The organism is Streptomyces sp. 11-1-2 (genome assembly GCF_003595545.1).
In the GTDB taxonomy this organism is placed as follows: Bacteria; Actinomycetota; Actinomycetes; order Streptomycetales; family Streptomycetaceae; genus Streptomyces; species Streptomyces hygroscopicus_B.
On the sequence record NZ_CP022545.1, the window covers coordinates 3081275 to 3103787 of the forward strand.

General features: G+C 72.1%; 19 protein-coding genes. 3 read left to right on the plus strand and 16 right to left on the minus strand.

All coding sequences use genetic code 11. From position 1 onward, the window contains the following. Nucleotides 1–19: 19 nt before the first annotated feature. Nucleotides 20–880 (minus strand): hypothetical protein, encoded by an 861-nt coding sequence (locus CGL27_RS12905; RefSeq protein WP_078640674.1) that lies wholly within the window; start codon nucleotides 878–880, stop codon nucleotides 20–22. A gap of 41 nt (nucleotides 881–921) precedes the next feature. Continuing rightward, a complete protein-coding gene (locus CGL27_RS12910) occupies nucleotides 922–2160 on the minus strand; it encodes a glycosyltransferase family 4 protein (RefSeq protein ID WP_119986723.1) in 1239 nt (412 codons plus the stop codon). A 280-nt stretch (nucleotides 2161–2440) separates the two neighbouring features. On the opposite strand from CGL27_RS12910, the gene CGL27_RS12915 reads away from it, so the two are divergent. Both CGL27_RS12915 and CGL27_RS12920 read left to right on the plus strand, forming a co-directional pair. Next, nucleotides 2441–3355 carry a hypothetical protein gene (locus tag CGL27_RS12915; protein ID WP_205587917.1) on the plus strand — a complete coding sequence of 305 codons (915 nt, stop codon included), beginning with the start codon at nucleotides 2441–2443 and terminating at the stop codon, nucleotides 3353–3355. 158 nt (nucleotides 3356–3513) lie between these two features. Next, complete coding sequence (locus CGL27_RS12920) at nucleotides 3514–3813, plus strand: hypothetical protein (protein ID WP_335755999.1); 300 nt, start codon at nucleotides 3514–3516, stop codon at nucleotides 3811–3813. A 141-nt stretch (nucleotides 3814–3954) separates the two neighbouring features. Here CGL27_RS12920 and der read toward each other — a convergent pair whose 3' ends face one another. From der to CGL27_RS12990, 14 genes are all read right to left on the minus strand, one after another. Further along, nucleotides 3955–5418 (minus strand): ribosome biogenesis GTPase Der, encoded by a 1464-nt coding sequence (der, locus tag CGL27_RS12925; RefSeq protein ID WP_119986727.1) that lies wholly within the window; start codon nucleotides 5416–5418, stop codon nucleotides 3955–3957. A gap of 55 nt (nucleotides 5419–5473) precedes the next feature. Next, a complete protein-coding gene (locus CGL27_RS12930; protein WP_078640679.1) occupies nucleotides 5474–6190 on the minus strand; it encodes a lysophospholipid acyltransferase family protein in 717 nt (238 codons plus the stop codon). Next, the gene (gene cmk, locus CGL27_RS12935) at nucleotides 6148–6864 is read right to left on the minus strand and encodes a (d)CMP kinase (protein WP_078505479.1); all 717 of its coding nucleotides are present in this window, start codon (nucleotides 6862–6864) and stop codon (nucleotides 6148–6150) included. The genes CGL27_RS12930 and cmk overlap by 43 nt, the downstream gene beginning before the upstream one ends. Nucleotides 6865–6996: 132 nt before the next feature. Then, nucleotides 6997–8082: a prephenate dehydrogenase gene (locus CGL27_RS12940; RefSeq protein WP_119986729.1), complete on the minus strand. Its 1086-nt coding sequence runs from the start codon at nucleotides 8080–8082 to the stop codon at nucleotides 6997–6999. Next, nucleotides 8079–8441, minus strand: a complete 363-nt coding sequence (gene aroH, locus CGL27_RS12945; RefSeq protein WP_119986731.1) for a chorismate mutase — start codon at nucleotides 8439–8441, stop codon at nucleotides 8079–8081. Before aroH ends, CGL27_RS12940 begins: the two co-directional genes overlap by 4 nt. 183 nt (nucleotides 8442–8624) lie before the next feature. Then, on the minus strand, nucleotides 8625–9725 hold the full coding sequence (locus CGL27_RS12950) for a pseudouridine synthase (protein WP_119986733.1): 1101 nt from the start codon (nucleotides 9723–9725) through the stop codon (nucleotides 8625–8627). Then, nucleotides 9725–10405 carry an SMC-Scp complex subunit ScpB gene (gene scpB, locus CGL27_RS12955; protein WP_119986735.1) on the minus strand — a complete coding sequence of 227 codons (681 nt, stop codon included), beginning with the start codon at nucleotides 10403–10405 and terminating at the stop codon, nucleotides 9725–9727. Before scpB ends, CGL27_RS12950 begins: the two co-directional genes overlap by 1 nt. Continuing rightward, nucleotides 10402–11943, minus strand: coding sequence for a ScpA family protein (locus CGL27_RS12960; RefSeq protein WP_119986737.1), 1542 nt, complete (start codon nucleotides 11941–11943; stop codon nucleotides 10402–10404). Before CGL27_RS12960 ends, scpB begins: the two co-directional genes overlap by 4 nt. A gap of 68 nt (nucleotides 11944–12011) precedes the next feature. Beyond that, nucleotides 12012–12590 (minus strand): hypothetical protein, encoded by a 579-nt coding sequence (locus tag CGL27_RS12965; RefSeq protein ID WP_078640686.1) that lies wholly within the window; start codon nucleotides 12588–12590, stop codon nucleotides 12012–12014. Further along, entirely contained in the window at nucleotides 12575–13741 is a 1167-nt protein-coding gene (locus CGL27_RS12970; protein WP_078559094.1) for a ParA family protein, read from the minus strand. The genes CGL27_RS12965 and CGL27_RS12970 overlap by 16 nt, the downstream gene beginning before the upstream one ends. Before the next feature lie 409 nt (nucleotides 13742–14150). Continuing rightward, entirely contained in the window at nucleotides 14151–15266 is a 1116-nt protein-coding gene (gene ald, locus CGL27_RS12975; protein WP_078647319.1) for an alanine dehydrogenase, read from the minus strand. A gap of 197 nt (nucleotides 15267–15463) precedes the next feature. Then, nucleotides 15464–17728, minus strand: coding sequence for a tetratricopeptide repeat protein (locus tag CGL27_RS12980; protein ID WP_119986739.1), 2265 nt, complete (start codon nucleotides 17726–17728; stop codon nucleotides 15464–15466). A 179-nt stretch (nucleotides 17729–17907) separates the two neighbouring features. Continuing rightward, nucleotides 17908–18534 carry an NUDIX hydrolase gene (locus tag CGL27_RS12985; protein WP_119986741.1) on the minus strand — a complete coding sequence of 209 codons (627 nt, stop codon included), beginning with the start codon at nucleotides 18532–18534 and terminating at the stop codon, nucleotides 17908–17910. A 78-nt stretch (nucleotides 18535–18612) separates the two neighbouring features. Continuing rightward, entirely contained in the window at nucleotides 18613–20268 is a 1656-nt protein-coding gene (locus tag CGL27_RS12990) for a CTP synthase (protein WP_119986743.1), read from the minus strand. A gap of 420 nt (nucleotides 20269–20688) precedes the next feature. On the opposite strand from CGL27_RS12990, the gene CGL27_RS12995 reads away from it, so the two are divergent. Continuing rightward, entirely contained in the window at nucleotides 20689–22497 is a 1809-nt protein-coding gene (locus tag CGL27_RS12995; RefSeq protein ID WP_078640690.1) for a glycoside hydrolase family 15 protein, read from the plus strand. The last annotated feature ends 16 nt before the right edge of the window (nucleotides 22498–22513 follow it).

A 22513-nucleotide genomic window follows, 5' to 3' on the forward strand; every position in this document is an offset into this window, starting at 1 on the left:
CCCGACTGCTCTCCTGGGATCAGGCGGGCGCCTCGATCCGCACCGCCAGATCGTTGTCCCGGGTGTAGTACGGCTGGGCCCGCGCCTCCCCGTGCGGACCTGACACCGTGCGCGGCGGGTAGGTGAAGATCTCCTTCTTGTCCGCGACATCGTCCAGGATCCGGGCGAGCCGCGCCGGGGCCATGGTCTCGTCCGCCGGGCGCAGCCACAGGTCCCAGACGTGCGCGCCGCCGTCCCAGCTCCGCGCGAGCTCGGCGTAGGAGAGCGTGAAGGAGAAGTCCGGGCCGTCCACCACCAGCGGTGCCGTCCGTACGGGGGCGGCGCTCCGGCGGCAGCGGGCCTCGACGACCGCCTCGGCCAGCCACTCGGACGGGTACGCGACGCGGTAGAGCCGCCCCCGTACGGCCATCGTGTCGTCCTCCAGCCGTATCTCCCCGGCCTCGGCGTGGGGCGCCCGCCGCCAGCTGCGCAGCGAGAGATTGCCGTGCTTGGTTGCGTAGGGGATGCGGACGGACAGCGGGGAGGTGCTCGGCCCCGGCCGGCGGTCGACGAGCGAGCGCAGATCGTTCAGGCCCGGGGCGAGCCGCCGCGGCTCGGTGTCCCGGTGGGCCACATGGACGTCCCAGCGGCCCTCGGGCAGGGCGACGGTGCTGGGCAGGGCGGCCTGCAGCCGGCCGTCCGCGGTGGGTCCCAGCGGCAGCCGCACCTCGCCGTCGGGGGTATCCGCCGCGCCCCGGCGGACCAGCACCAGCGCACCGCTCCAGTCGTCGAGGCCGCCCGGGCCGGGCCGGGCCCAGTCGGCGATGTGGAAGGTGAGCCCTCCGGCGGAGTCCGCCACGCAGTCGGCGCGGGCGGGGGCGGCCTCGGGGGCCTCACTCATCCTGTCCTCCTCGACGTGCTGCGCTGCCTGTGCCGTTGCACTCATGCGACACGCACCTTCCGCAGGGAGTCCTTGGTGGCGAACGCGCCACTGAGCAGGGAGCCGCGGGCGCGGTGCAGGGAGCCCCGCAGCCCGCTGCGGGCGACCAGACCGGAGAACAGCGTCTCGTAGCGCCCGGCCACCCGGGAGGGGTCGAAGCGGGCCGAGTCCTTCAGCGCCGCCTGTCCCATCTGCTGGCGCAGCTCGTCGTTGTTGATGAGGTCGAGCAGCGCGGCGGCGATGGCGTCGGTGTCGCCGGTGGGCACGAGACGGCCGTCCACCCCGTTGTCGATGATCTCCGCGGGCCCGTGCGGGCAATCGGTGGACACCACGGGAAGGCCGCAGCGCATCGCCTCCACGATGGTCATGCCGAACGACTCCAAGCTGGAGGTGACGGCGGCGATGGAGCCCTTGGCCCACTCGGGGTCGAGCGGATTGGCCGGGCCCATCAGGAAGACGTTGTTGTAGAGGCCGAGCTGGTCGATGAGGGCGCGCAGCTTGGCGTGCTGGGCGCCGCCGCCGTAGATCCGCAGCCGCCAGTCGGGGCGGGCCGCGCTGACCTTCGCGAAGGCGCGTATCAGCAGGTCGTAGCGTTTGACCGGGGCCAGCCGGCCGGCCGCGACGACCCATTTGCCGGTGCCGTCGGCGGGCTCGAGACCGGGCTCGGGCACGCTGTTGGGTACCGCCTCGACCCGTACGCCGGGCAGCCGCATCTGGTCGCGGTAGGTCCGCGCGTCGGCCTCGGTCACGGTGGTCACCGCGTCCAGCCGGGGATAGACGGTGCGCAGGGCCCGCTTCAGTCCCGTGGAGTGGGTGCCGAGCGTCAGATGCTCCTGGCCGACCCGTACCGGACCGCGGCGGGCCTCGCGGGCGATGTGGACATTGAGCCCGGGGCGGGTCCCGACAACGACATCGGCCTCGAGACGGCGGAGATGGTCCCCGATACGGCGGTCGGTGAGAGCGCTGTACTGCTTGTAGCGGCCCTCGGACGCGGGGAAGACCTCCGCCGGACGGCCGTGGTCCGGGTCGGCGCCGTCGTAGGACGGGCTGTTCTTCCGGATGTCCACGAGATGGCTGAGCCGCACCCGCGGACCGGGGTCGAAGATCGGCTGGTCACGGTGGCGGAACACCGACACGATCTCCACATCGTGCTGCTCCCCCAGGGAACGGGCGAGGTTGTACGTGGTCCGGATCGTCCCGCCGATCCCGTACGCGTTGTGAATAAGGAAAGAGATGTGCATCCGGCCCCGTATCCCATGGCTTCCCCGCGGACGGGAGTCTCGTCCGCCTACCACGGTGTTAGACCGAGAAAAGTGGCACAGGGTTGGGTTTCATCACCTTTTTGTGCCCCAACAGATGTGCAATCGGTAGGAAGTCGGGGGAACTTTCCGGCCCGACGGCGCATCAGACCCCGGGGCGGCCGGGCCGCGTGACCCCCGCCCCGCATGGCCCGTTGTCTACGTATGAGCCGGGGACCCACCCCGCGCACCCACCGAGACCGAGGAGCCACCCGTGCCGCGCATGCTCGACGTCAGCAATGACGTACGCGCCGAGATCGGTGATGAAGAAGCCGACCGGCTGCTCGCCGGGGACAACGCCCCGGGCGCCTACGACTGCACGTCCTGCCGCACCCCCGGCAACACCGAGCAGGAGCGGACCAGCACCGTGCTCTTCGTGGGGCAGGAGACGGCGGTGCTGGCCTTCGCGCACGCCACCTGCGTCCCCTCCCAGGTCGTCCCGGTCTCCGAGGACCAGTTGCGCGGTGCGGTGCGGTCCATCACGGGTGAGGACACCGCGCCGTCGTACGCGCCGCCCGTACCGGCCGCGGCGCATGCTTCGGCGCCGCACTTCCCCGCCCCGGCCGCCCCGCCCGCATACGCCGCCCCGGTCCCCTCGCCCGCCGCCGCCTCCCACACCTCCGCGCCGTCCGGCCACGCACCGTCCGGTCAGGCACCGGTGCCCCAGCAGGCGGTGCTCGGCGTGACCAGCGGGGTGGTGCTGGTGGGTCAGGAGACGTGCCCGGCGCTGGTGGTGGAGCCGACCGCGCCGATCATCCGTCCGGGTTCGGCCGGGCACGGCGACGAGTTCCTGCAGCTCCTCGGCGAGCAGGGGTTCGCCCCGGTGGTCGACCTGGGCCGGCCGCCCGCGCCCAACCCCGGCTGGTCGGTGCTGCTGGCCATGGGGCGGCTGCACGCGGTGCTGATGCCGGCTCCGGGCGGCGGCCGACCGGTGGCCTGGTGGCAGGCGCACAGCCCGATGCCGCTCAGCGAGGGCTGGCGGAGCGCCGTCGGCCGTTCCCAGAAGGTGCTGATCTACGCCGCGGCCGCGGGCACGATCGGCACCCAGCCGCGCGAGGACCAACTGCGCGCGGCGCTGGACCGGGCCGCGGCGCGCGGTGCGCTGGTCGGCGCGTCGATGCCGCTCGCGGGCACATGACCGCCGCCGTCCCGGACCTCCCACCGGACCTCGGCGACCCATGGTGGGCAGCCCATTCGCCACCGATGCCGCATCCGACGGGCGGCCGGGTCGTTGGCACATACGTGCACGCATACGACCTCTCCTACCGATCCCCGTCATACGGCTGCATTCCGGCCATGCGCCCCGCCCTGGAGGCAGCGCACGATCCCTGGCGCCACTCCGCCACGCCGATCTACGACGCGTTGTACGCGGAGTACCGCAGGCTGTTCCGGGCGCTGCCCGGCGACCGCTCGGACGAGGAGAACATGGACTTCGTGGCGTTCGCCGCCATCGGCCAGCCCCGGGGCCTCATCAGCGGCGGCCACGGCCGCCCGGACAGCCACAGCGGGGCCTGGCACACCGACGAGCTGTACTACCGCGGCTATCTCCCCGCCCTGCCGCCCGGCCGGGGCGAGGAGCGGGGTCACACCTACTGACGTGGACACTTACTGACGTGGTGCCATCATGCGCGCCCGGCGGGCCGGAACCGACCCGCCGCTGAGCGCGTCCAGCGCCGCCGCCCCGCCGCCGGACGGTGAGTCCGGGGCCGGGATGGCGTCAACCGCGCGCCGCCGCCGTTACCTCTTGCGGCCGCGCTTTTCGCGCACCCGCACCGAGATCTGCAGGGGCGTCCCCTCGAAGCCGAACTCCTCGCGCAGCCGCCGCTCGATGAAGCGGCGGTAGCCCGCCTCCAGGAAGCCCGAGGCGAAGAGCACGAACCGCGGCGGCCGGGTGCCGGCCTGCGTCCCGAAGAGGATTCGCGGCTGCTTGCCGCCGCGGATCGGATGCGGATGGGAGGCGACGATCTCGCCGAGGAAGGAGTTGAGCCGCCCGGTCGGGACCCGGGTCTCCCAGCCGGCCAGCGCCGTCTCGATCGCCGGGACCAGCTTCTCCATGTGGCGGCCGGTGCGCGCCGAGACATTGACCCGCGGCGCCCACTGGATCTGCCCCAGCTCCGTCTCGATCTCGCGCTCGAGGTAGTAGCGGCGCTCCTCGTCGAGGGTGTCCCACTTGTTGTACGCGATGACGAGCGCGCGCCCGGCCTCGACGGCCATCGTGATGATCCGCTGGTCCTGGACGCTGATGGACTCACTGGCGTCGATCAGCACGACCGCGACCTCCGCCTTCTCCACGGCGGCCGCGGTGCGCAGCGAGGCGTAGTAGTCGGCGCCCTCCTGGAGGTGGACCCGGCGGCGGATACCGGCGGTGTCGACGAACTTCCAGGTGGTGCCGCCGAGTTCGATGATCTCGTCGACCGGGTCGCGGGTGGTGCCCGCCAACTCGTTGACGACCACCCGCTCCTCGTTCGCGACCTTGTTGAGCAGCGAGGACTTGCCCACGTTCGGGCGGCCGACCAGGGCGATCCGGCGCGGCCCGCCGAGCGTCGCCCCGAAGGTCTGGGCCGGGGCCTCGGGCAGCGCCTCCAGGACCGCGTCGAGCATGTCGCCGGTGCCACGGCCGTGCAGTGCGGAGACCGCGTACGGCTCGCCGAGGCCGAGCGACCACAGCATCGCGGCGTCCGCCTCGGCGCTGGGCCCGTCGACCTTGTTGGCGCACAGCACCACGGGCTTTCCGGCCCGGCGCAGCAGTTTGACCACGGCCTCGTCGGTGTCGGTGGCGCCCACCGTCGCGTCCACGACGAAGACCACCGCGTCGGCGGCCTCGATCGCGAACTCGGCCTGGGCCGCCACGGACGCGTCGAGACCGAGCACGTCCTGCTCCCAGCCGCCGGTGTCGACCACCTTGAAGCGGCGGCCGGACCACTCGGCCTCGTAGGTCACCCGGTCGCGGGTGACCCCGGGGCGGTCCTCGACGACCGCCTCGCGGCGGCCGAGGATCCGGTTCACCAGGGTGGACTTGCCGACATTGGGGCGGCCGACGACGGCCAGCACCGGCAGCGGGCCGTGTCCCGCCGCGGCGAGGTCGCCCTCGACCTCCTCCAGGTCGAAGCCCTCTTGCACGGCGAGCTCCATGAACTCCGCGTACTCGGCGTCGCCAAGCTCCCCGTGCTCGTCGCCGCCGCTGTGGATCTGGTCGTTCATGAAGATTTCCTCGTCGTCCCTCAATACCGCGGCCGCCCCTGAGGGCTCGCGGATCTCATGTCTGGTCTGGGCGGCCGGTCAGCCGCCTGGCGGTGCCCAGATGCGCGCCCAGCCGCTTCTGGATGCGCTCGGTGGCCTGGTCCAGGACCGCCCGCGTCCGCCTGCCGCTTCCGTCTCCCGCCTCGAAGGGGTCGCCGAACACCACGTCGACCCTGCTGCGCAGCCGGGGCAGCGCCCTGGCCCGCCCGTCGCCGCCGCGCGGGGCGGCGGTGCCGAGCACCGCCACCGGCACGATCGGCGCGCCGGAGCGCACGGCGAAGTACGCGAGCCCCGAGCGCAGCGACGCGAAGTCGCCGTCGCCGCGGCTGCCCTCCGGGAAGATCCCGAGGACCCCGCCGCGCTCCAGCACCCCCAGGGCCTGGCCGATCGCGGCGCGGTCGGCGCTCGCACGGTCCACCTTCAGCTGCCCCATACCGCGCAGGAACGGGTCCAGCGGGCCGACGAACGCCTCCTTCTTGACCAGGAAGTGCACCGGCCGCGGCGAGGTGCCGATCAGCATCGGGCCGTCGATGTTGTGGGAGTGGTTCCCCGCGAGGATGACGGGCCCGGCGGACGGGATCCGCCACGCGCCCAGCACCCGGGGCCGCCACAGCCCGTACATCAGGCCGATGCCGATCCGCCGCGCCACGACGGCTCCGGCCGCGCTGGGAAGCGTCGCGTCGGTGGCGCTCACGCGACGGTCCGCTTCTCCTCGACGAGAGTGACGACGCACTCGATGACCTGGTCGAGGGTGAGTTCGGAGGTGTCCACCTCGACCGCGTCGTCCGCCTTGGCGAGCGGCGAGGTCTTACGGCCGGAGTCCAGGGCGTCCCGCTTGGCCAGCGCGGCCTGGGTGGCGGCCAGGTCGGCGGCCTCCTTGCCCTTCAGCTCACCGCTGCGGCGGGCCGCCCGGACCTCCGGGGAGGCGGTCAGGAAGATCTTGAGGTCGGCGTCCGGGAGGACCGTGGTGCCGATGTCCCGGCCCTCGACCACGATGCCGCGCGGCGCCTCGGCGGCGATGGTCCGCTGCAGCTCGGTGATCACGGCCCGCACCTCGGGCACCGCGCTGACCGCGCTGACCCGCGAGGTGACCTCCTGGGTGCGGATCGGCCCGGAGACATCGGTGCCGTCGACGCTGATCGTCGGGGCGGCCGGGTCGATACCGGAGACGATGTGGGGCTTGGCGGCGGCGTCGGCCACGGCCACGGCGTCGTCGACGTCGATGCCGTTGGTCACCATCCACCAGGTGATCGCCCGGTACTGGGCGCCGGTGTCCAGGTAGCCCAGGCCCAGCTTGGCGGCGACGGCCTTCGAGGTACTGGACTTACCCGTGCCTGCGGGGCCGTCGATCGCGACAATCACTGCTGCCGGGGCGGTCCGGGCGGCGGTTTCCACGGTGACAGACACCTTTCGTGTGCACGGGGCTGAGTTGAACGGGCCATGTGAGCCTCGGACAAGGTTACTGGCTTCCCACGGACGGCTTCGCACCCCTGTGGACGGCCCCGGTCCGCCCGGGGCGCCCCGCGGTCCGCTCCGCCGCTACTGCCGGATGGACCAGCCCCGCTCGCGCAGGGCCTTGGTGAGCCCCGGGGCCGCCGAGGGCTCGACCATCAGCTGGATCAGACCGGACTGCTGCCCGGTGGCGTGCTCGATCCGGACGTCCTCGATGTTGACCCCCGCCCGGCCCGCGTCGGCGAAGATCCGGGCCAGCTCGCCCGGCTGGTCGCCGATGAGCACCGTCACGGTCTCATAGACGGCCGAGGCGGCGCCGTGCTTGCCCGGCACCCGCTCGCGCCCGGCGTTGCCCCGGCGCAGCACGTCCTCGATACCGGCCGTGCCGTCGCCGCGCTTGGCCTCGTCGGCGGACTGGAGCGCGCGCAGCGCCCGCACCGTCTCATCGAGGTCGGAGGCGACGGCGGCGAGCACATCGGCGACCGGGCCGGGGTTGGCGGAGAGGATGTCGATCCACATGGCGGGGTCGGAGGCCGCGATCCGGGTGACGTCGCGGATGCCCTGGCCGCACAGCCGCACCGCCGTCTCATCGGCGTCCTGGAGCCGTGCGGCGACCATGCTGGACAGCAGGTGCGGGGTGTGCGAAACGAGCGCCACCGCCCGGTCGTGGGCCTCGTCCTCCATCACCACGGGCACCGCCCGGCACAGCGCGACCAGCTCGAGCGCGAGGTTGAGCACCTCGGTGTCGGTGCCGCCGGTGGGCGTGAGCACCCAGGGCCGTCCCTCGAAGAGGTCGGCGGTGGCGGCCAGCGGCCCGGAGCGCTCCCGGCCCGCCATCGGATGCGTGCCGATGTAGCGGGTCAGATCGCAGCCGAGGGCCTCCAGCTCGCGGCGCGGGCCGCCCTTGACGCTCGCGACGTCCAGCACGCCGCGGGCCAGGCTGCGGCGCAGCACATCGGCCACCGTCCCGGCCACGTACGCCGGGGGCACGGCGACGATCGCCAGGTCCACGGGCCCGTCGGGCTCGCCGTGCGTCCCGGCGCCCAGCGCCTCGGCGGTGCGGGCCTGGTCCGCGTCATGGTCGGCGAGGTGCACCTGGACCCCGCGGCCGGCCAGGGCCAGGGCGGCGGAGGTGCCGATCAGGCCGGTGCCGATGACGAGCGCGGTTCTCATTGGGCGATGTCCTTGCGGAGGGCGGCGGCGGCGCCGAGGTAGACATGGGCGATCTCGGACTTGGGCAGGGAGGTCTCGATATGCGCCAGTATGCGGACGACGCGGGGCATGGCCCCCTCGATGTCCAGCTCCTGGGCGCAGATCAGCGGCACGTCGGTGATGCCCAGCTTGCGGGCAGCGGCCGCGGGGAAGTCGCTGTGCAGATCGGGGGTGGCCGTGAACCACACGCTGATCAGATCGTCGGGGCCGAGGGCATTGCGCCCCAGGATGGCCGTCAGCAGCGCGGAGACCTGCTCATGCATGTGCTCCGGCTCGTCCCGCTCCAGCTGGACCGCCCCGCGGACCGCTCGTACCGCCACGTCTCGCTCCCTGTGCGCGCTGTGCCTGTCGTGCGTCGGGCGCGGCCGCGTCGCCGGCCGCACTCCCGATCAGCGTAACGAGCGGGTCCGACAGGCTCCCGGCGCGACCGCTGGGCGAGACGCGGCGGGTCGCCACGACGGCCGGGGCCGTCAGCGGTCCCCGGCCTCAGAGGTCCCCGGCTCTCAGAGCTCGACCTCGCGCATCAGCATGCCGACCTCGGTGTTGGTCATCCGGCGCAGCCAGCCGGACTTCTGGTCGCCGAGCGCGATCGGGCCGAAGGCCGTCCGCACCAGCTTGTCGACCGGGAAACCGGCCTCGGCGAGCATCCGCCGCACGATGTGCTTACGGCCCTCGTGCAGGCTCACCTCGACCAGATAGTTCTTGCCGGTGTTCTGCACCACACGGAAGTGGTCGGCGCGGGCGTAGCCGTCCTCCAGCTCGATGCCGCTCTTGAGCCGCTTGCCGAGGTCGCGCGGGAGCGGGCCCTGGATGGCGGCGAGATAGGTCTTCTTCACGCCGTAGCGGGGGTGGGTGAGGCGGTGGGCCAGCTCACCGTGGTTGGTGAGCAGGATGATGCCCTCGGTCTCGGTGTCGAGCCGGCCGACGTGGAAGAGCCGGGTCTCGCGGTTGGTCACATAGTCGCCCAGGCACTGGCGGCCGTCGGGGTCCTCCATGGTGGAGACGACACCGGCGGGCTTGTTCAGCGCGAAGAAGAGGTACGACTGGGTGGCCACGGTCAGCCCGTCGACCTTGATCTCGTCCTTCTCGGGGTCGACGCGCAGCCCCTGCTCGGTCACGATCTTGCCGTTGACCTCGACCCGGGCCTGGTCGATCAGCTCCTCACAGGCGCGCCGCGAGCCCATCCCGGCGCGGGCGAGGACCTTCTGCAGCCGCTCGCCCTCGACCTCGCCGAAGGTCTTGGGCAGCGCGATCCGCGGCTTGTCGTGGCGGGCGCGGTTGCGCTCCTCCATCTGCGCCTCGTACTCGCGCGGACGGGCCGGTGCGTTCGGCTTGCGGCCGCGGCCGCCGACGCCCTTGGGGGCACCGCTCTTGGCCGTGCCGCCCTTGGGGCCGCCCTTGGGACCGCCCTGGGAGCCTCCCTTGGGACCCGCCTTGGGGCCGGGGCCCGACTGGGGGCCGCCGCCCACGTCGTAGCGGCGCTCCTCGGGGCGGGGGCGGCCGGCGCGCTGCTGCTGCTCGTCGCGCCGGTTCCCCGCGCCCCGGTAGTTGTTGCCGCCGCTACCGCTGCCGCTGCCCCTGCTGTTCCTGCCGCTGCTTCGCATCAAGTTTCCGTCTGAGAGTGGCCGCTACGGGCTCGGTGTTCTACGTCGTCGTGCGCGTCATCGCTGTCGATGGCGTCCGGATCGAACGACGGCACGCCCTCCTGGGACTCGCCCTCGACCGCGTCCGCCTCGGGGAGGAACGGTGCGAGCTCCGGAAGCTCGTCCAGCCCTCGCAGGCCCATCCGCTCCAGGAAGTAGTTCGTCGTCCTGTACAGGATCGCACCTGTTTCGGGTTCCGTGCCCGCCTCCTCGACCAGTCCCCGCTGCAGGAGGGTCCGCATCACGCCGTCGCAGTTGACACCGCGGACGGCCGAGACACGGGAACGGCTGACCGGCTGACGGTACGCGACCACCGCGAGGGTTTCCAAAGCGGCCTGGGTGAGCCGGGCCTGCTGACCGTCCAGGACGAAGCCCTCGACGGCGGCGGCGTAGGCCGGGCGCGTGTAGTAGCGCCAGCCGCCCGCGACCAGCCGCAGCTCGAAGCCCCGGCCCTGCGTCGCGTACTCGTCGGCCAGCTCGCGCAGGGCCTCCGCGACGGCGCGGCGCGGCCGTACCAGCACCTTGGCGAGGTGCTCCTCGGTGGCGGGCTCGTCGACGACCATGAGGACGGCCTCCAGGGCGGGCTTGAGGTCCAGCTCGGCGACCTCGGAGAGCCCGGCGGATGTCCGCTGCTCACTCAACTCGGTACCTCCTCCTTCTCCTTCTCCGGCTCCGGCGTGGCCGTCTCCTCAGGGGGCTTGTCCTGCGGCTCCGACTGGGGCTTGGTCTGGGACTCCGCCTGGGGCTTGGTCTGGGACTTGGCCTGGGCCTCCTGGTCGAACTCGTCGGTGACCAGCGGCTCCCGCCCCGCCTCGCCCGTCCAGCGGACCATGAGCGATCCGAGCGCCTCCGGCTGGTCGAGCAGGACCGCGCGCTCGCGGTAGAGCTCCAGGAGCGCCAGGAAGCGCGCGACGACCGTAAGGACGTCGGGAGCGTCCTCGGTGAGCGTGCTGAAGGTGGCCTCCCCCAGCTCCCGCAGCCGCGCGACCACCACCTCGGCCTGCTCCCGGACGCTGACCAGTGGGGCATGGATGTGGTCGATGTAGACCTGCGGCTTGGGCTTGGCCTGCATCGCCTTGACCGCCAGCTTGGCGAAGCCCTCGGGGCCGATGCTGATGACGACGTCGGGGAGCAGCTCGGCGTGGTGCGGCTCCAGGCCGACCGTACGGGGGTGACGGGTGGCCTCGGCGATCAGCCGGTCGTTGAAGATGTCCGCGATCTGCTTGTACGCGCGGTACTGGAGCAGCCGCGCGAAGAGCAGGTCACGCGCCTCCAGCAGCGCCAGGTCCGCCTCGTCCTCGACCTCGGCGGCGGGCAGCAGCCGGGCCGCCTTGAGGTCCAGCAGGGTCGCCGCGACAACGAGGAACTCGGTGGTCTGGTCGAGGTCCCAGTCCGGCCCCATGGCGCGGATGTAGATCATGAACTCGTCGGTGACCTTGGAGAGCGCGACCTCGGTGACATCCAGCTTGTGCTTGGAGATCAGCTGGAGGAGGAGGTCGAAGGGCCCCTCGAAGTTGTCCAGCCGCACGGTGAACCGATTGCCGCCGTCGTCGGCCTGGACCTCGCCGCCGTGCGCCTCGCCCCGGCCGGTCCCGCCGCCGGTGTCACTCCCGCCGCCGGCTTCGGTCCCGGTCCCGGCCCCGGCCGCGTCGCCACCGTGCCCACTCCCGGAGGGCGCCACATCGAGGTCGGCCCGCGCATGCACCGGCTCCGGCTCGCCCCTCGGCACGGCCTGCTCCTCCGGGGCGGCGGGCTCAATGGCCGCTGGGACCGGGGCAGTGGGCTCATCGACCGCCGGGGGCGGCTCGGGCTCGACCTCCGGCGCGGCGTTTCGCTCCGGTGCTGCGTTTCGCTCCGGTGCTGCGTCGTGTGCCTCGGGCTCGGCCTCCGGCGCAGCGGTGCCCGGGGCCGCCTCGCCTGCCTCCGACGCGGCAGACGGCCCAGCAATAGCCTCACGCGCCGCCTGAGCGCCTTTCTGCGGCTCTCCGGGCACCGGGGGCGACGTGGGCTCGGGCGGCGGCGCCGCGGGGCACTGAGAGGCCGTCTGTGGGGGCGGGGGCGCGGTGGGACGCTCCGAGGGACGGTCCGGGCCCGCGTCGGGGGGCGCCGCGCCGGGGCCTCGGCCGAGGGTGCGGCGAGAGGGGCGGGGCGGCGGGGCGGGATCGTCGTTCGTCGGCATCGCGGTCCAGGGTGCTCAGGGCCGGGCGGGGCAGCCCGTACGACCGGGCAGGCTATCGCCCGGCCCGGTCAACGGCCGCGGAGGCGGCGCACCAGGATGCTCGCGTCGCCGCGCGACTCGAGGTCGGCGAGGACGACCGCGACCGCCTCGCGGACGATCCGGCCGCGGTCGACGGCGAGCCCGTGCTCACCGCGGAGCACCAACCGCGCGTGCTCGAGGTCCATGAGCTCCTCGGCGGAGACATAGACCGTGATTTTCTCGTCGTGGCGCTCGCGCCCGCTTGGCCGACGGTTCGCCGCACGGGCGCGGCGGCGGGCCTGGCCGCTCTGCTCGGCCGCGGCCGAACCGCCCTGGGCCTGGCGGCCCTTGGGCCGGTCCCCGGCCCCGGGGCGCCGCTCGCCCACCGCGTCCTGGGAGGCCGCCGTCTCGCGTCCCGTGTGTTCGCCCGAGCCGGACTGCTCACCGTCCGGGCGCTGCTCCTGCCCTTCCCGGGGCTCGGCGTCGGGGTCGGCGGCGGGCGGGGGCACCCGGGGGCCCTCGCCGTTCGCCTGGCGGCGCCCGGCGGCGGGAGCGGAGGACTGGAGCCCCATCCCTCCCGTGGTGCGGAACAGTTCGTCGGCTCCCGGCAGACTCACTCGGCGTGACACCGGGCGAGCACCTCCCTGGCGAGCTGGCGATAGGCGGCGGCACCGACGGAGTTGGACGCGTACGTGGTGATCGGCTCACCCGCGACCGTGGTCTCGGGGAAGCGGACCGTGCGGCCGATGACCGTGTGGTAGACGTGATCGTCGAACGCCTCGACCACGCGGGCGAGGACCTCACGGCTGTGCACGGTGCGCGAGTCGTACATCGTGGCGAGGATGCCGTCCAGCTCCAGGTCGGGGTTGAGCCGCTCCTGGACCTTCTCGATCGTCTCCGTGAGCAACGCCACACCGCGCAGCGCGAAGAACTCGCACTCCAGCGGCACGATCACCTTGTGCGCCGCGGTCAGCGCGTTGACGGTGAGCAGACCGAGCGAGGGCTGGCAGTCGATGACGATGTAGTCGTAGTCGGCCATCAGCGGCTTGAGGGCGCGCTGCAGGGTCGACTCCCGGGCGACCTCGCTCACCAGCTGCACCTCGGCGGCCGACAAGTCGATATTGCTGGGGAGCAGATCCATATTGGGCACGGCCGTCTTCAGCAGCACCTCGTCGGCCGACATGCCCCGCTCCATGAGCAGGTTGTAGACCGTGAGGTCGAGCTCCATCGGGTTGACCCCGAGGCCGACCGACAGGGCGCCCTGCGGGTCGAAGTCGACGAGCAGCACCCGGCGGCCGTATTCGGCCAGGGCCGCGCCCAGGTTGATGGTGGAGGTGGTCTTACCGACCCCGCCCTTCTGGTTGCACATCGCGATGATCTTCGCTGGACCGTGATCGGTCAGCGGCCCCGGGATCGGGAAGTACGGCAGCGGGCGCCCGGTGGGGCCGATCCGCTCGCGGCGCTGGCGGGCAGCGTCGGGCGCGAGCGTGGCCGCGTATTCGGGGTCTGGCTCGTACTCCGCGTCCGGGTCGTAGAAGTGCCCGTCGGGGAGGTCGTCGTAGTCGGCGAAGCGGGCGGGATCCGTGCCCCCCTGGTCGCCGGCCATGGCGTTCACGTGATGGCCGTCCATGCTGTGGCTCTGGTGGGCTGTCGTCGGGCTCTGGCGGGTTGCGAAGGTACGGACAGCGACGGAGCCGACAGCCTCGAGCCCCGAGGGGCCCTGGCCCCGCGCAGCCGGTCCTGGTTGACCACCCCCGGGAGAAAATGTCGACTCATTCACAAGTCGTCCTACCTCCTTGGTGACCAGGAAATTTCTCTATAGGTCAGCGTGACACCATGCCGACGGTTGGCGACTCTATGGCGTGTCGGCGGTCCGCAGCAACACAATCCACCGGACACGGCATGATGTGTCGGCAATCGAACACCCCGATGTCAAGGGCGTGTGAACGGCGCCGCGGAGATTTCACCGCCGCATAAAGCGTCTGAATAGTTGCATTTAGGGCGAGTTGGCCGAGCCATGGGCCACACCCGATACGGGGCACAGCGGACACACCTTCGGCCGGGCCTCATCCTTCGACAAGACCCGGCCGGATGCCCATTGTTGACATGTGGTTGACGGTCCGGGTTGACCGTCCGGCAACCGGAGTTCACCCGGTCCGGCGGCCGGGCCGGTGAACTCCGAGCGTCATTCAGCCGATCAGCGAGCCCAGTTCGACCGCGGGCAGGTCATGCGCCTCGGCGACCGGGCCGTAGACGACCTGTCCCTCATGGGTGTTGAGCCCCTTGGCCAGCGCGGCGTCCCGGCGCAGCGCGTCCCGCCAGCCACGGTTGGCCAGCTCCACGATGTACGGGAGCGTCGCGTTGGTGAGCGCGTGGGTGGAGGTGTTCGGCACCGCGCCGGGCATGTTCGCGACGCAGTAGAAGACCGAGTCGTGGACCGCGAAGGTCGGCTCGGCGTGGGTGGTGGGACGGGAGTCCTCGAAGCAGCCGCCCTGGTCGATCGCGATGTCGACAAGGACACTTCCCGGCTTCATCCGGGACACCAGCTCGTTGGTGACCAGCTTGGGCGCCTTGGCACCCGGGATGAGCACCGCGCCGATGACCAGGTCGGCCTCGAGGACGGCCTTCTCCAGCTCAAAGGCGTTGGAGGCGATGGTCTGCACCCGGGTGCCGAAGATCCGGTCGGCCTCGCGCAGCTTGTTGATGTCCTTGTCGAGCAGGGTGACGTGGAAGCCCATGCCGATGGCGATCTGGGCGGCGTTCCACCCGGAGACGCCACCGCCGATGACGACGGCCCGCGCGGCGGCCACACCCGGCACCCCGGCGGGCAGCACACCACGGCCGCCGGCCGAGCGCATCAGGTGGTACGCGCCGACCTGCGGCGCGATCCGGCCCGCGACCTCGGACATCGGCGCGAGCAGCGGCAGGGCGCGGTTCGCGGTCTCGACGGTCTCGTAGGCGATGGCGGTGGTGCCGGACTCCAGCAGCGCGTCCGTGCAGGCCCGGGAGGCGGCCAGATGCAGGTAGGTGAAGAGCGTCTGGCCCTTGCGCATCCGGTGGTATTCCTCCGCGACGGGCTCCTTGACCTTCAGCAGCAGGTCGGCGGTGGCCCAGACCTCGTCGGCGGTGCCGAGGATGTGCGCACCGGCGGCGGTGTACTCCTCGTCCGTGATGGAGGAACCGAGGCCGGCACTCTGCTCCACGACGACCTCATGGCCGCCTCGGACCAGCTCGTGCACACCGGCGGGGGTGATGGCCACACGGAACTCGTTGTTCTTGACCTCGCGGGGGATACCGACCTTCACGTCGATCACGGTCCTTGAATGGGGGGAAATGAACATATCGCCACAGCCAGTCACGGATCGATACATAAGCGATCATAGACAGGCAAACCGGAACGCGTCCGCATGCCGGAGACGACCGCAACAATCGCGGCATGACCAGTCTAATGAAGGACGTCGCGCTGTCTAGCCTTGCAATGCATCAATCTTTTGGAAGACCACTACTGATTTCGTAGGTCGGCTGGGTTTCCTTCCCCACTCTGAGGTGACGGACCCGTGTACTCCGCCCCCGCCGTGGCGCTCTTACGGGCGGTGCGCCGCAGCGACCGCGCCACCGCCGGGTCCCCGCCGAGCCGGTCCATCGCGTCCGCAGCGTGGCCCGCCAGATCGGCGTGCAGCCCGGTGTCACCGCAGGTCCGGGCGGCCGCGGCGGCCTCCGCCCAGGTGCGCAGCGCCTCCCTCGGCCGTCCGGTGCGCTCCTGGGCTTCCGCGGCGCCGCTGAGCGCCCGTGCGTACCCCGGCCGGTCCCCCGCCCGGCGGCAGGCGGCCGCGGCGGCACGCCAGTCGCGCAGCGCCTCGCCCCACTGCCCGGCGTAGCCGTGGACGGTGCCGAGCCGGGCGTACATCCGGGCGACCGCGGACAGATCGCGGCGGCTCAGCCGCAGCTCCAGGGCGCGTCCGTACCAGTCGGCCGCCCGGTGCCAGTCCTCCAGCTCCTGGTACATGCCGCCGATCGACTCCAGCGCCCGCCCGGTCGTATACGGATCGCCCGACTCACGCGCCGCCTCCAGGGCGCTCTTGTACCGCGCGAGGGCCTTGTCCACCCGGCCCGCCCCGCCGTCCAGATCGCCGAGGTTCAGCAGCGCGGCCGCCCGCTCCACCGGCAGGTCGCGGCGCCGGGCCACGTCCAGCACCAGCTGATGCAGCCCGTACAGCTCCACCGCGGCGCCCTCGGCACCCCGGTGAGCGGTGAGGGCATGCGTGAGCGCGGCCACCAACCGCCGTGCCAGGGTGTCGAGTTCACCGGTCTCCACGGCCAGCCGGGCGGCCTCGATCAGCGAGCCCAGCCGGGCCTCCAGCCATTCCGCCGCCTGCGCCGACGACGAAAAGCGCAACGGCTTCGGCATCCCGGCCAGCTTCTTCCGGCCCGGCGAACCGGCGGGCTCGGCGGCCAGCCGGCACGCGTGCAGCTGCCGTACGGCACGCTCCAGCATCCGCGCCCGCGCCAGCTCCACCTCCGCCGGGCGCTCCTCGGCCGCCAGCCGCTCCCGCAGCAGCGGATCGAGACAGCCGGGCACCTGGTAGTCGCCCGGCCCGCGCGGGCGCAGCATCCCGTACGCGGCGAAGCCCTCCAGTGCCGCCTCGCCGTCCGCCACCGAGCATCCGGCCAGCGCGGATGCGATCTGGGCGTCGGCCGATCCGCCGGGCGCCAGCACCAGCAGCCGCAGCATCCGGGCGGCGGCGGACGGCAGCGCGGCGTAGGCCAGCCGGAAGGCGCGGTTCAGCGGGCGGGCGCCATGGTCGAGATCACCCCCGTCCGGCGGCAGTTCGCGCAGCCGGGCCAGCGCGTCGTCGACCGACGCCTGGGGGCGGGCGGCGAGCCAGCCGCCGACCAGGACGAGCGCGGCGGGCTGGCCCGCGCACTCCTCGACGAGGGACTGCGCGGCCACCGGATCGCAGGTGATCCGGGTGGGGCCGGTGTACTGCGCCAGCAGCCCGACCGCCGCGCTCACATCCAGCCCGCCCACCGTGCACGGCCGCACATCCGGCACCCCGGTCAGCGGGCCGCGCGAGACGGCGACCACCAGGCAGTCGGGCTCGTCGGGCAGCAGCGCGTCCACCTGCTCGGCTCCGGCCACGTCGTCGAGCAGCAACAGCACCCGCCTGCCGTCGAGCGCCGCGCGCAGCGCCGCGCTCAGGTCGTCCTCGTCCGCGCCCGGCGGGGCGGTCACGCCGAGGCGTCCGAGCAGCTCACGGGCGGTGCGCTCGGTGGGTACGGGGTCGCCGGCGGAGGTCGTCAGCCGGGCGCTCAGCACTCCGTCGGGGTAGTCGTCGGCGAGCCGCCGGGCGAGCTCCTCGGCCAGCGCCGTACGGCCCCAGCCGGGGCGGCCCGCGATCAGCAGCACCCGGCTGCGGGCGGCCTTACGGCCGGCGAGGGTGTCCAGGCCCGCGCGCTCGATATCGGCGCGCAGCGAGAGCAGCTCCCGCCGCCGCCCGGCGAACCCCCGCCCCACGGTGGCCGCCGCCGCGAACAGCACGGCCCGGGTCGCCCCGCTCCACACCCCGCCGTCCTGGGCGTCCGCGCGCCCGGCCGCGGAGCGCTGCCGCGGCGGGGTGTCGGGCGGGGGTGAACCTTCCTCTGGTGAACGGTCGGAACGGGCCTCCGGCGGACGGCCGGAAGCGGACGAAGCGGGCGTGGCGGACGGCGGTTGCCGCTTCCTTGGGGCCGCCGGCTCCCCCTCGGTGTCGACCGCCTGCTCCGCCACGGGCCCACTCCCGTCCACCTGCGCTTACGAGCCCGCCGCGCCGCTGCGGCCGGGGCCACTATGAGCGTAGTTCACTCCGCGTCAGGTACCCGGCACTCCAGGCCCATGGCACGTACCGAAAATCACTCCATCGGATCTTCACCGGGGCCGGGGAGCGCGTATGCGTCACATCAGTGGGCCTACGCCGCGAAGGGGCGAGCCGGCCAGGAGGCGTCGGCCGGGCGGAGGGCGTCGATGCCGTCGCCGGAGAGCGCGGCCTGCAGTGCCAGCGCACCCATCGCGAGGCAGGTGTTGTGCAGCTCGCCCGCGAGCGCGCCGCGCACCAGCTCCTCCAGGGACACCCGGGCCAGCTCCATGTCGGCCTCCTCCTCGGAGACCTCGAACCGCTCGCCCTCGGCCGCGGAGATCTCCCGGGCCAGGAAGATCCGTACGGCCTCGTCGGAGCCGCCGGGCGAGGTGTAGACGTCGATCAGGACGCGCCAGTCCTCGGCCTTGACGTGCGCCTCCTCGTACAACTCCCGCTGGGCGGCGTGCAGCGGGTTCTCACCGGGGATGTCCAGGAGACCGGCCGGGATCTCCCACAGCCGCCGGCGGACCGGGTGCCGGTACTGCCGCAGCACGATCACGCGGCCGTCCTCGTCCAGGGCGAGGATGGCGACGGAGCCGGGGTGGACCTGGTAGTCGCGGTTGACCCGGCTGCCGTCGGGCATCTCGACCTCGTCGGTGCGCACGCTCGTCTTATTGCCGGTGAACGGCGTGGCGGTGGCGGTGACCGGCCATTCCTCGGGGGTGTCCTGGATACGCATGCTTGCCTCAGCGTCCTTTCCGCGTGCGGTTGACGGGGGCGGGCCGCGCCGGCTGCCCGCCCCCGTCAACCGTATCGGTCAGGCCCCGGTGCTACGCGTCTGACCAGCGGTCTGTCGCTCGACCGCCGCCTTCACCAGGCCCGCGAAGAGCGGGTGCGGCCGGGTCGGGCGGGAGCGCAGTTCGGGGTGCGCCTGGGTGCCGACCAGGTAGGGGTGGACCTCGCGCGGGTACTCCACGTACTCGACGAGCTTGTTGTCCGGAGAGGTGCCGGAGAAGACGATCCCGGCCTTCTTCTCCAGCTCACCGCGGTAGGAGTTGTTGACCTCGTAGCGGTGGCGGTGGCGCTCCTCGACGTACGGCTGGTTGTCGTAGACCTCGCGGACGATCGAGCCCTCGGCCAGCTTGGCCGGGTACATGCCCAGCCGCATGGTGCCGCCCATGTCGCCCTCGCCCGCGACGATGTCGAGCTGCTCGGCCATGGTGGAGATCACCGGGTCGGTGGTGGCGGGCTCGAACTCGGTGGAGTTGGCGCCCTCGATGCCCGCGAGGTTGCGCGCGGCCTCGATGACGATGCACTGCAGTCCGAGGCAGAGCCCCAGCAGCGGGAGCTTGTTCTCCCGGGCGTAGGTGATCGCGCCGACCTTACCGATCACTCCGCGGTCGCCGAAGCCACCGGGGATGCAGACCGCGTCCACGCCGTCGAGCTGGTCCCGGGCGCCGGCGGCCGTCTTGCAGTCGTCGGAGGTGACCCACTTGATCTTGACGCGGGCGTTGTTGGCGAAGCCGCCGGCGCGCAGCGCCTCGGTGACCGAGAGGTAGGCGTCGGGCAGGTCGATGTACTTGCCGACGAGCGCCACGGTGACCTCGTGGTCGGGCTGGTGGACCCGCCGCAGCAGATCGTCCCACTGGGTCCAGTCCACGTCGCGGAAGGGCAGATCCAGCTTGCGGACGACATAGGCGTCCAGGCCCTCGGAGTGCAGCACCTTGGGGATGTCGTAGATCGACTTGGCGTCGATGGCGGCGACCACGGCCGCGTCATCAACGTCACACATCAGCGAGACCTTGCGCTTGATGGAGGTCGGGACCTCGCGGTCGGCTCGCAGCACGATCGCGTCCGGCTGGATACCGATGTTGCGCAGCGCGGCCACCGAGTGCTGGGTGGGCTTGGTCTTCAGCTCACCGGACGGGCCGATGTAGGGCAGCAGCGAGATGTGCACCACGAAGACGTTGTCCCGGCCGACCTCGTGCCGGACCTGGCGGACGGCCTCCAGGAAGGGCAGCGACTCGATGTCGCCGACGGTGCCGCCGACCTCGGTGATGACGACGTCCACGTCGTCGGTGGCCATGCGCCGGATGCGGTGCTTGATCTCGTTGGTGATGTGCGGGATGACCTGCACGGTGTCACCGAGGTACTCACCGCGCCGCTCCTTGGCGATTACGGTGGAGTAGACCTGTCCGGTGGTCACATTGGCCGAGCCGTCGAGGTCGACGTCGAGGAAGCGCTCGTAGTGGCCGATGTCCAGATCGGTCTCGGCGCCGTCGTTGGTGACGAACACCTCACCGTGCTGGAAGGGGTTCATCGTGCCCGGGTCGACGTTCAGATACGGATCGAGCTTCTGCATGGTGACGCGCAGACCGCGCGCCTTCAGCAGGGCCCCCAGACTGGAGGCGGTAAGACCCTTGCCGAGTGAGGAGGCGACACCCCCGGTGACGAAGAGGTGCTTGGTCGTCATGGGCTTAGCGGCAATGGCCAAGAGGGGGCTCCCGTGGTCGCGTCGTGAGAGGGGCGTACGGCAGCCGCTCCGGATTCGGGGGGTGCCGTCGCTGATGGTTCGGGGGTTTTGTGCCCGCCGCTCCACGGGCTACCAGGGTATCAGCGCCCCGGAGTGGTCGCTGATGACCTGGTTCCCGCGTTCGGTCTGCGCAATCGCCCGAACACCATGGGTGACCTGGCCACCCGATCGGCCGCGAGATACGGGCCACGATGTGGACGGGCTCAAGCGGATCACCGTTGTCCGTCGTATCCTCATCGGACGCACGCATGCGAGCCACCCGGCACGGCACCACCAGCACGCCCCCGGAACAAGAGCTCGTCAGAATTTCCGAGACCGTAAGAAACGCCCTCCGGGGTGGTACGGCCGTTCGAATGGGGAATGCACGTGGCCGGGCGTATCGAGGATTACGCACTGATTGGTGATATGCAGACGGCCGCCCTTGTCTGCAGAGACGGCACGGTCGACTGGCTGTGCCTGCCGCGATTCGACTCCCATGCCGTCTTCGCCGGTCTGCTGGGCACTGAGGAACACGGTTTCTGGCGCCTCGGGCCCGCCTTCCCCTCGGGAAGCCAGCCGCCCGCCGCCGACCGCCGCCGCTACCGCGGCGACTCACTGGTGCTCGAATCGGAGTGGGACACTCCGCGCGGCACGGTCCGTGTGATCGACTTCATGCCGCCCCGTGACGGCGCCCCGCAACTGGTGCGGATCGTCGAGGGAGTCAGCGGCCGGGTGCCGATGCGCTCCGCGCTGCGGATGCGGTTCTCCTACGGCTGGGTCGTGCCGTGGGTGCACCGGGTGGACACCCGCACCGTCGCCGTCGCCGGCCCGGACTCCGTCTGGCTGGACACCGAGGCCGACACCTACGGCAAGGACCTCACCACCTACTCCGACTTCACGGTGGGCCCCGGCGACCGGATCGCCTTCACCATCAGTTGGCAGCCCTCGCACAACGAGCCGCCCGCGCTGCCCGAGCCGGAGGTCGCGCTGGAGGCCACCGAGGCGTTCTGGCGGGAGTGGGTCGAGCACTGCACGTACCACGGCCCCTACCGGGATGCGGTGGTCCGCTCGCTGATCACGCTCAAGGCGCTGACCTACGCCCCCACCGGCGGCATCGTCGCGGCGCCCACCACCTCGCTCCCCGAGGACATCGGCGGCGTCCGGAACTGGGACTACCGCTTCACCTGGCTGCGGGACGCGGCGATCACCCTCTCCTCGCTGCTGCGCACCGGCTACCGCGAGGAGGCGCGCGCCTGGCGCGAATGGCTGCTGCGCGCGGTCGCGGGCGACCCGGAGAACCTGCAGATCATGTACGGCATCGCGGGCGAGCGGGAGTTGGCCGAGGCCGAGCTGACCTGGCTGCCCGGCTACGAGAACTCCCAGCCGGTCCGGGTCGGCAACGGCGCGGCCGGCCAGCTCCAGCTCGACGTCTACGGCGAGGTCATCGAGGCGCTGCACCTGGCCCATATGACGGGTCTGGCGCGCAACGACTACGCGAGCGTGCTGCAGCTGAAGCTGATCCGCTACCTCGAGGAGCACTGGGACGAGCCGGACGAGGGCATCTGGGAGGTACGCGGGCCGCGCCGCCACTTCGTGCACTCCAAGGTGATGGCCTGGGTCGCGGTCGACCGCACCGTCAAGCTGGTCGAATCCGGCGATGTGGACGGGCCGTTGGACCGCTGGCGGGAGCTGCGCGACGAGATCCACCGGGACGTCTGCGCGAGGGGCTACGACGCCGAGCGCAACACCTTCACCCAGTCCTACGGCTCCAAGGAGCTGGACGCCTCGCTGCTGCTCATCCCGCAGATGGGCTTTCTGCCGCCGGACGACAAGCGGGTCATCGGCACCATCGAGGCGATCCAGCGGGAGCTGTCGACCGAGGACGGCTTCGTCATGCGCTACCCCACCGCGGGCGAGGACGCCGGGGTGGACGGTCTCGAGGGCGACGAAGGGGCCTTCCTGGCCTGCTCGTTCTGGCTCGCCGACGACCTGGCGATGATCGGCCGGGTGGACGAGGCCCGGAAGCTCTTCGAGAAGCTGCTCGCGCTCCGCAACGACCTCGGGCTGCTGGCCGAGGAGTGGGACTCGAAGAACCAGCGCCAGGTGGGCAACTTCCCGCAGGCGTTCAGCCATGTGCCGCTGATCGACACCGCGCTGCGGCTGACGGCGTCCGGCGCGTACGGAGGCTGACCCCAGGCCCGGGCCC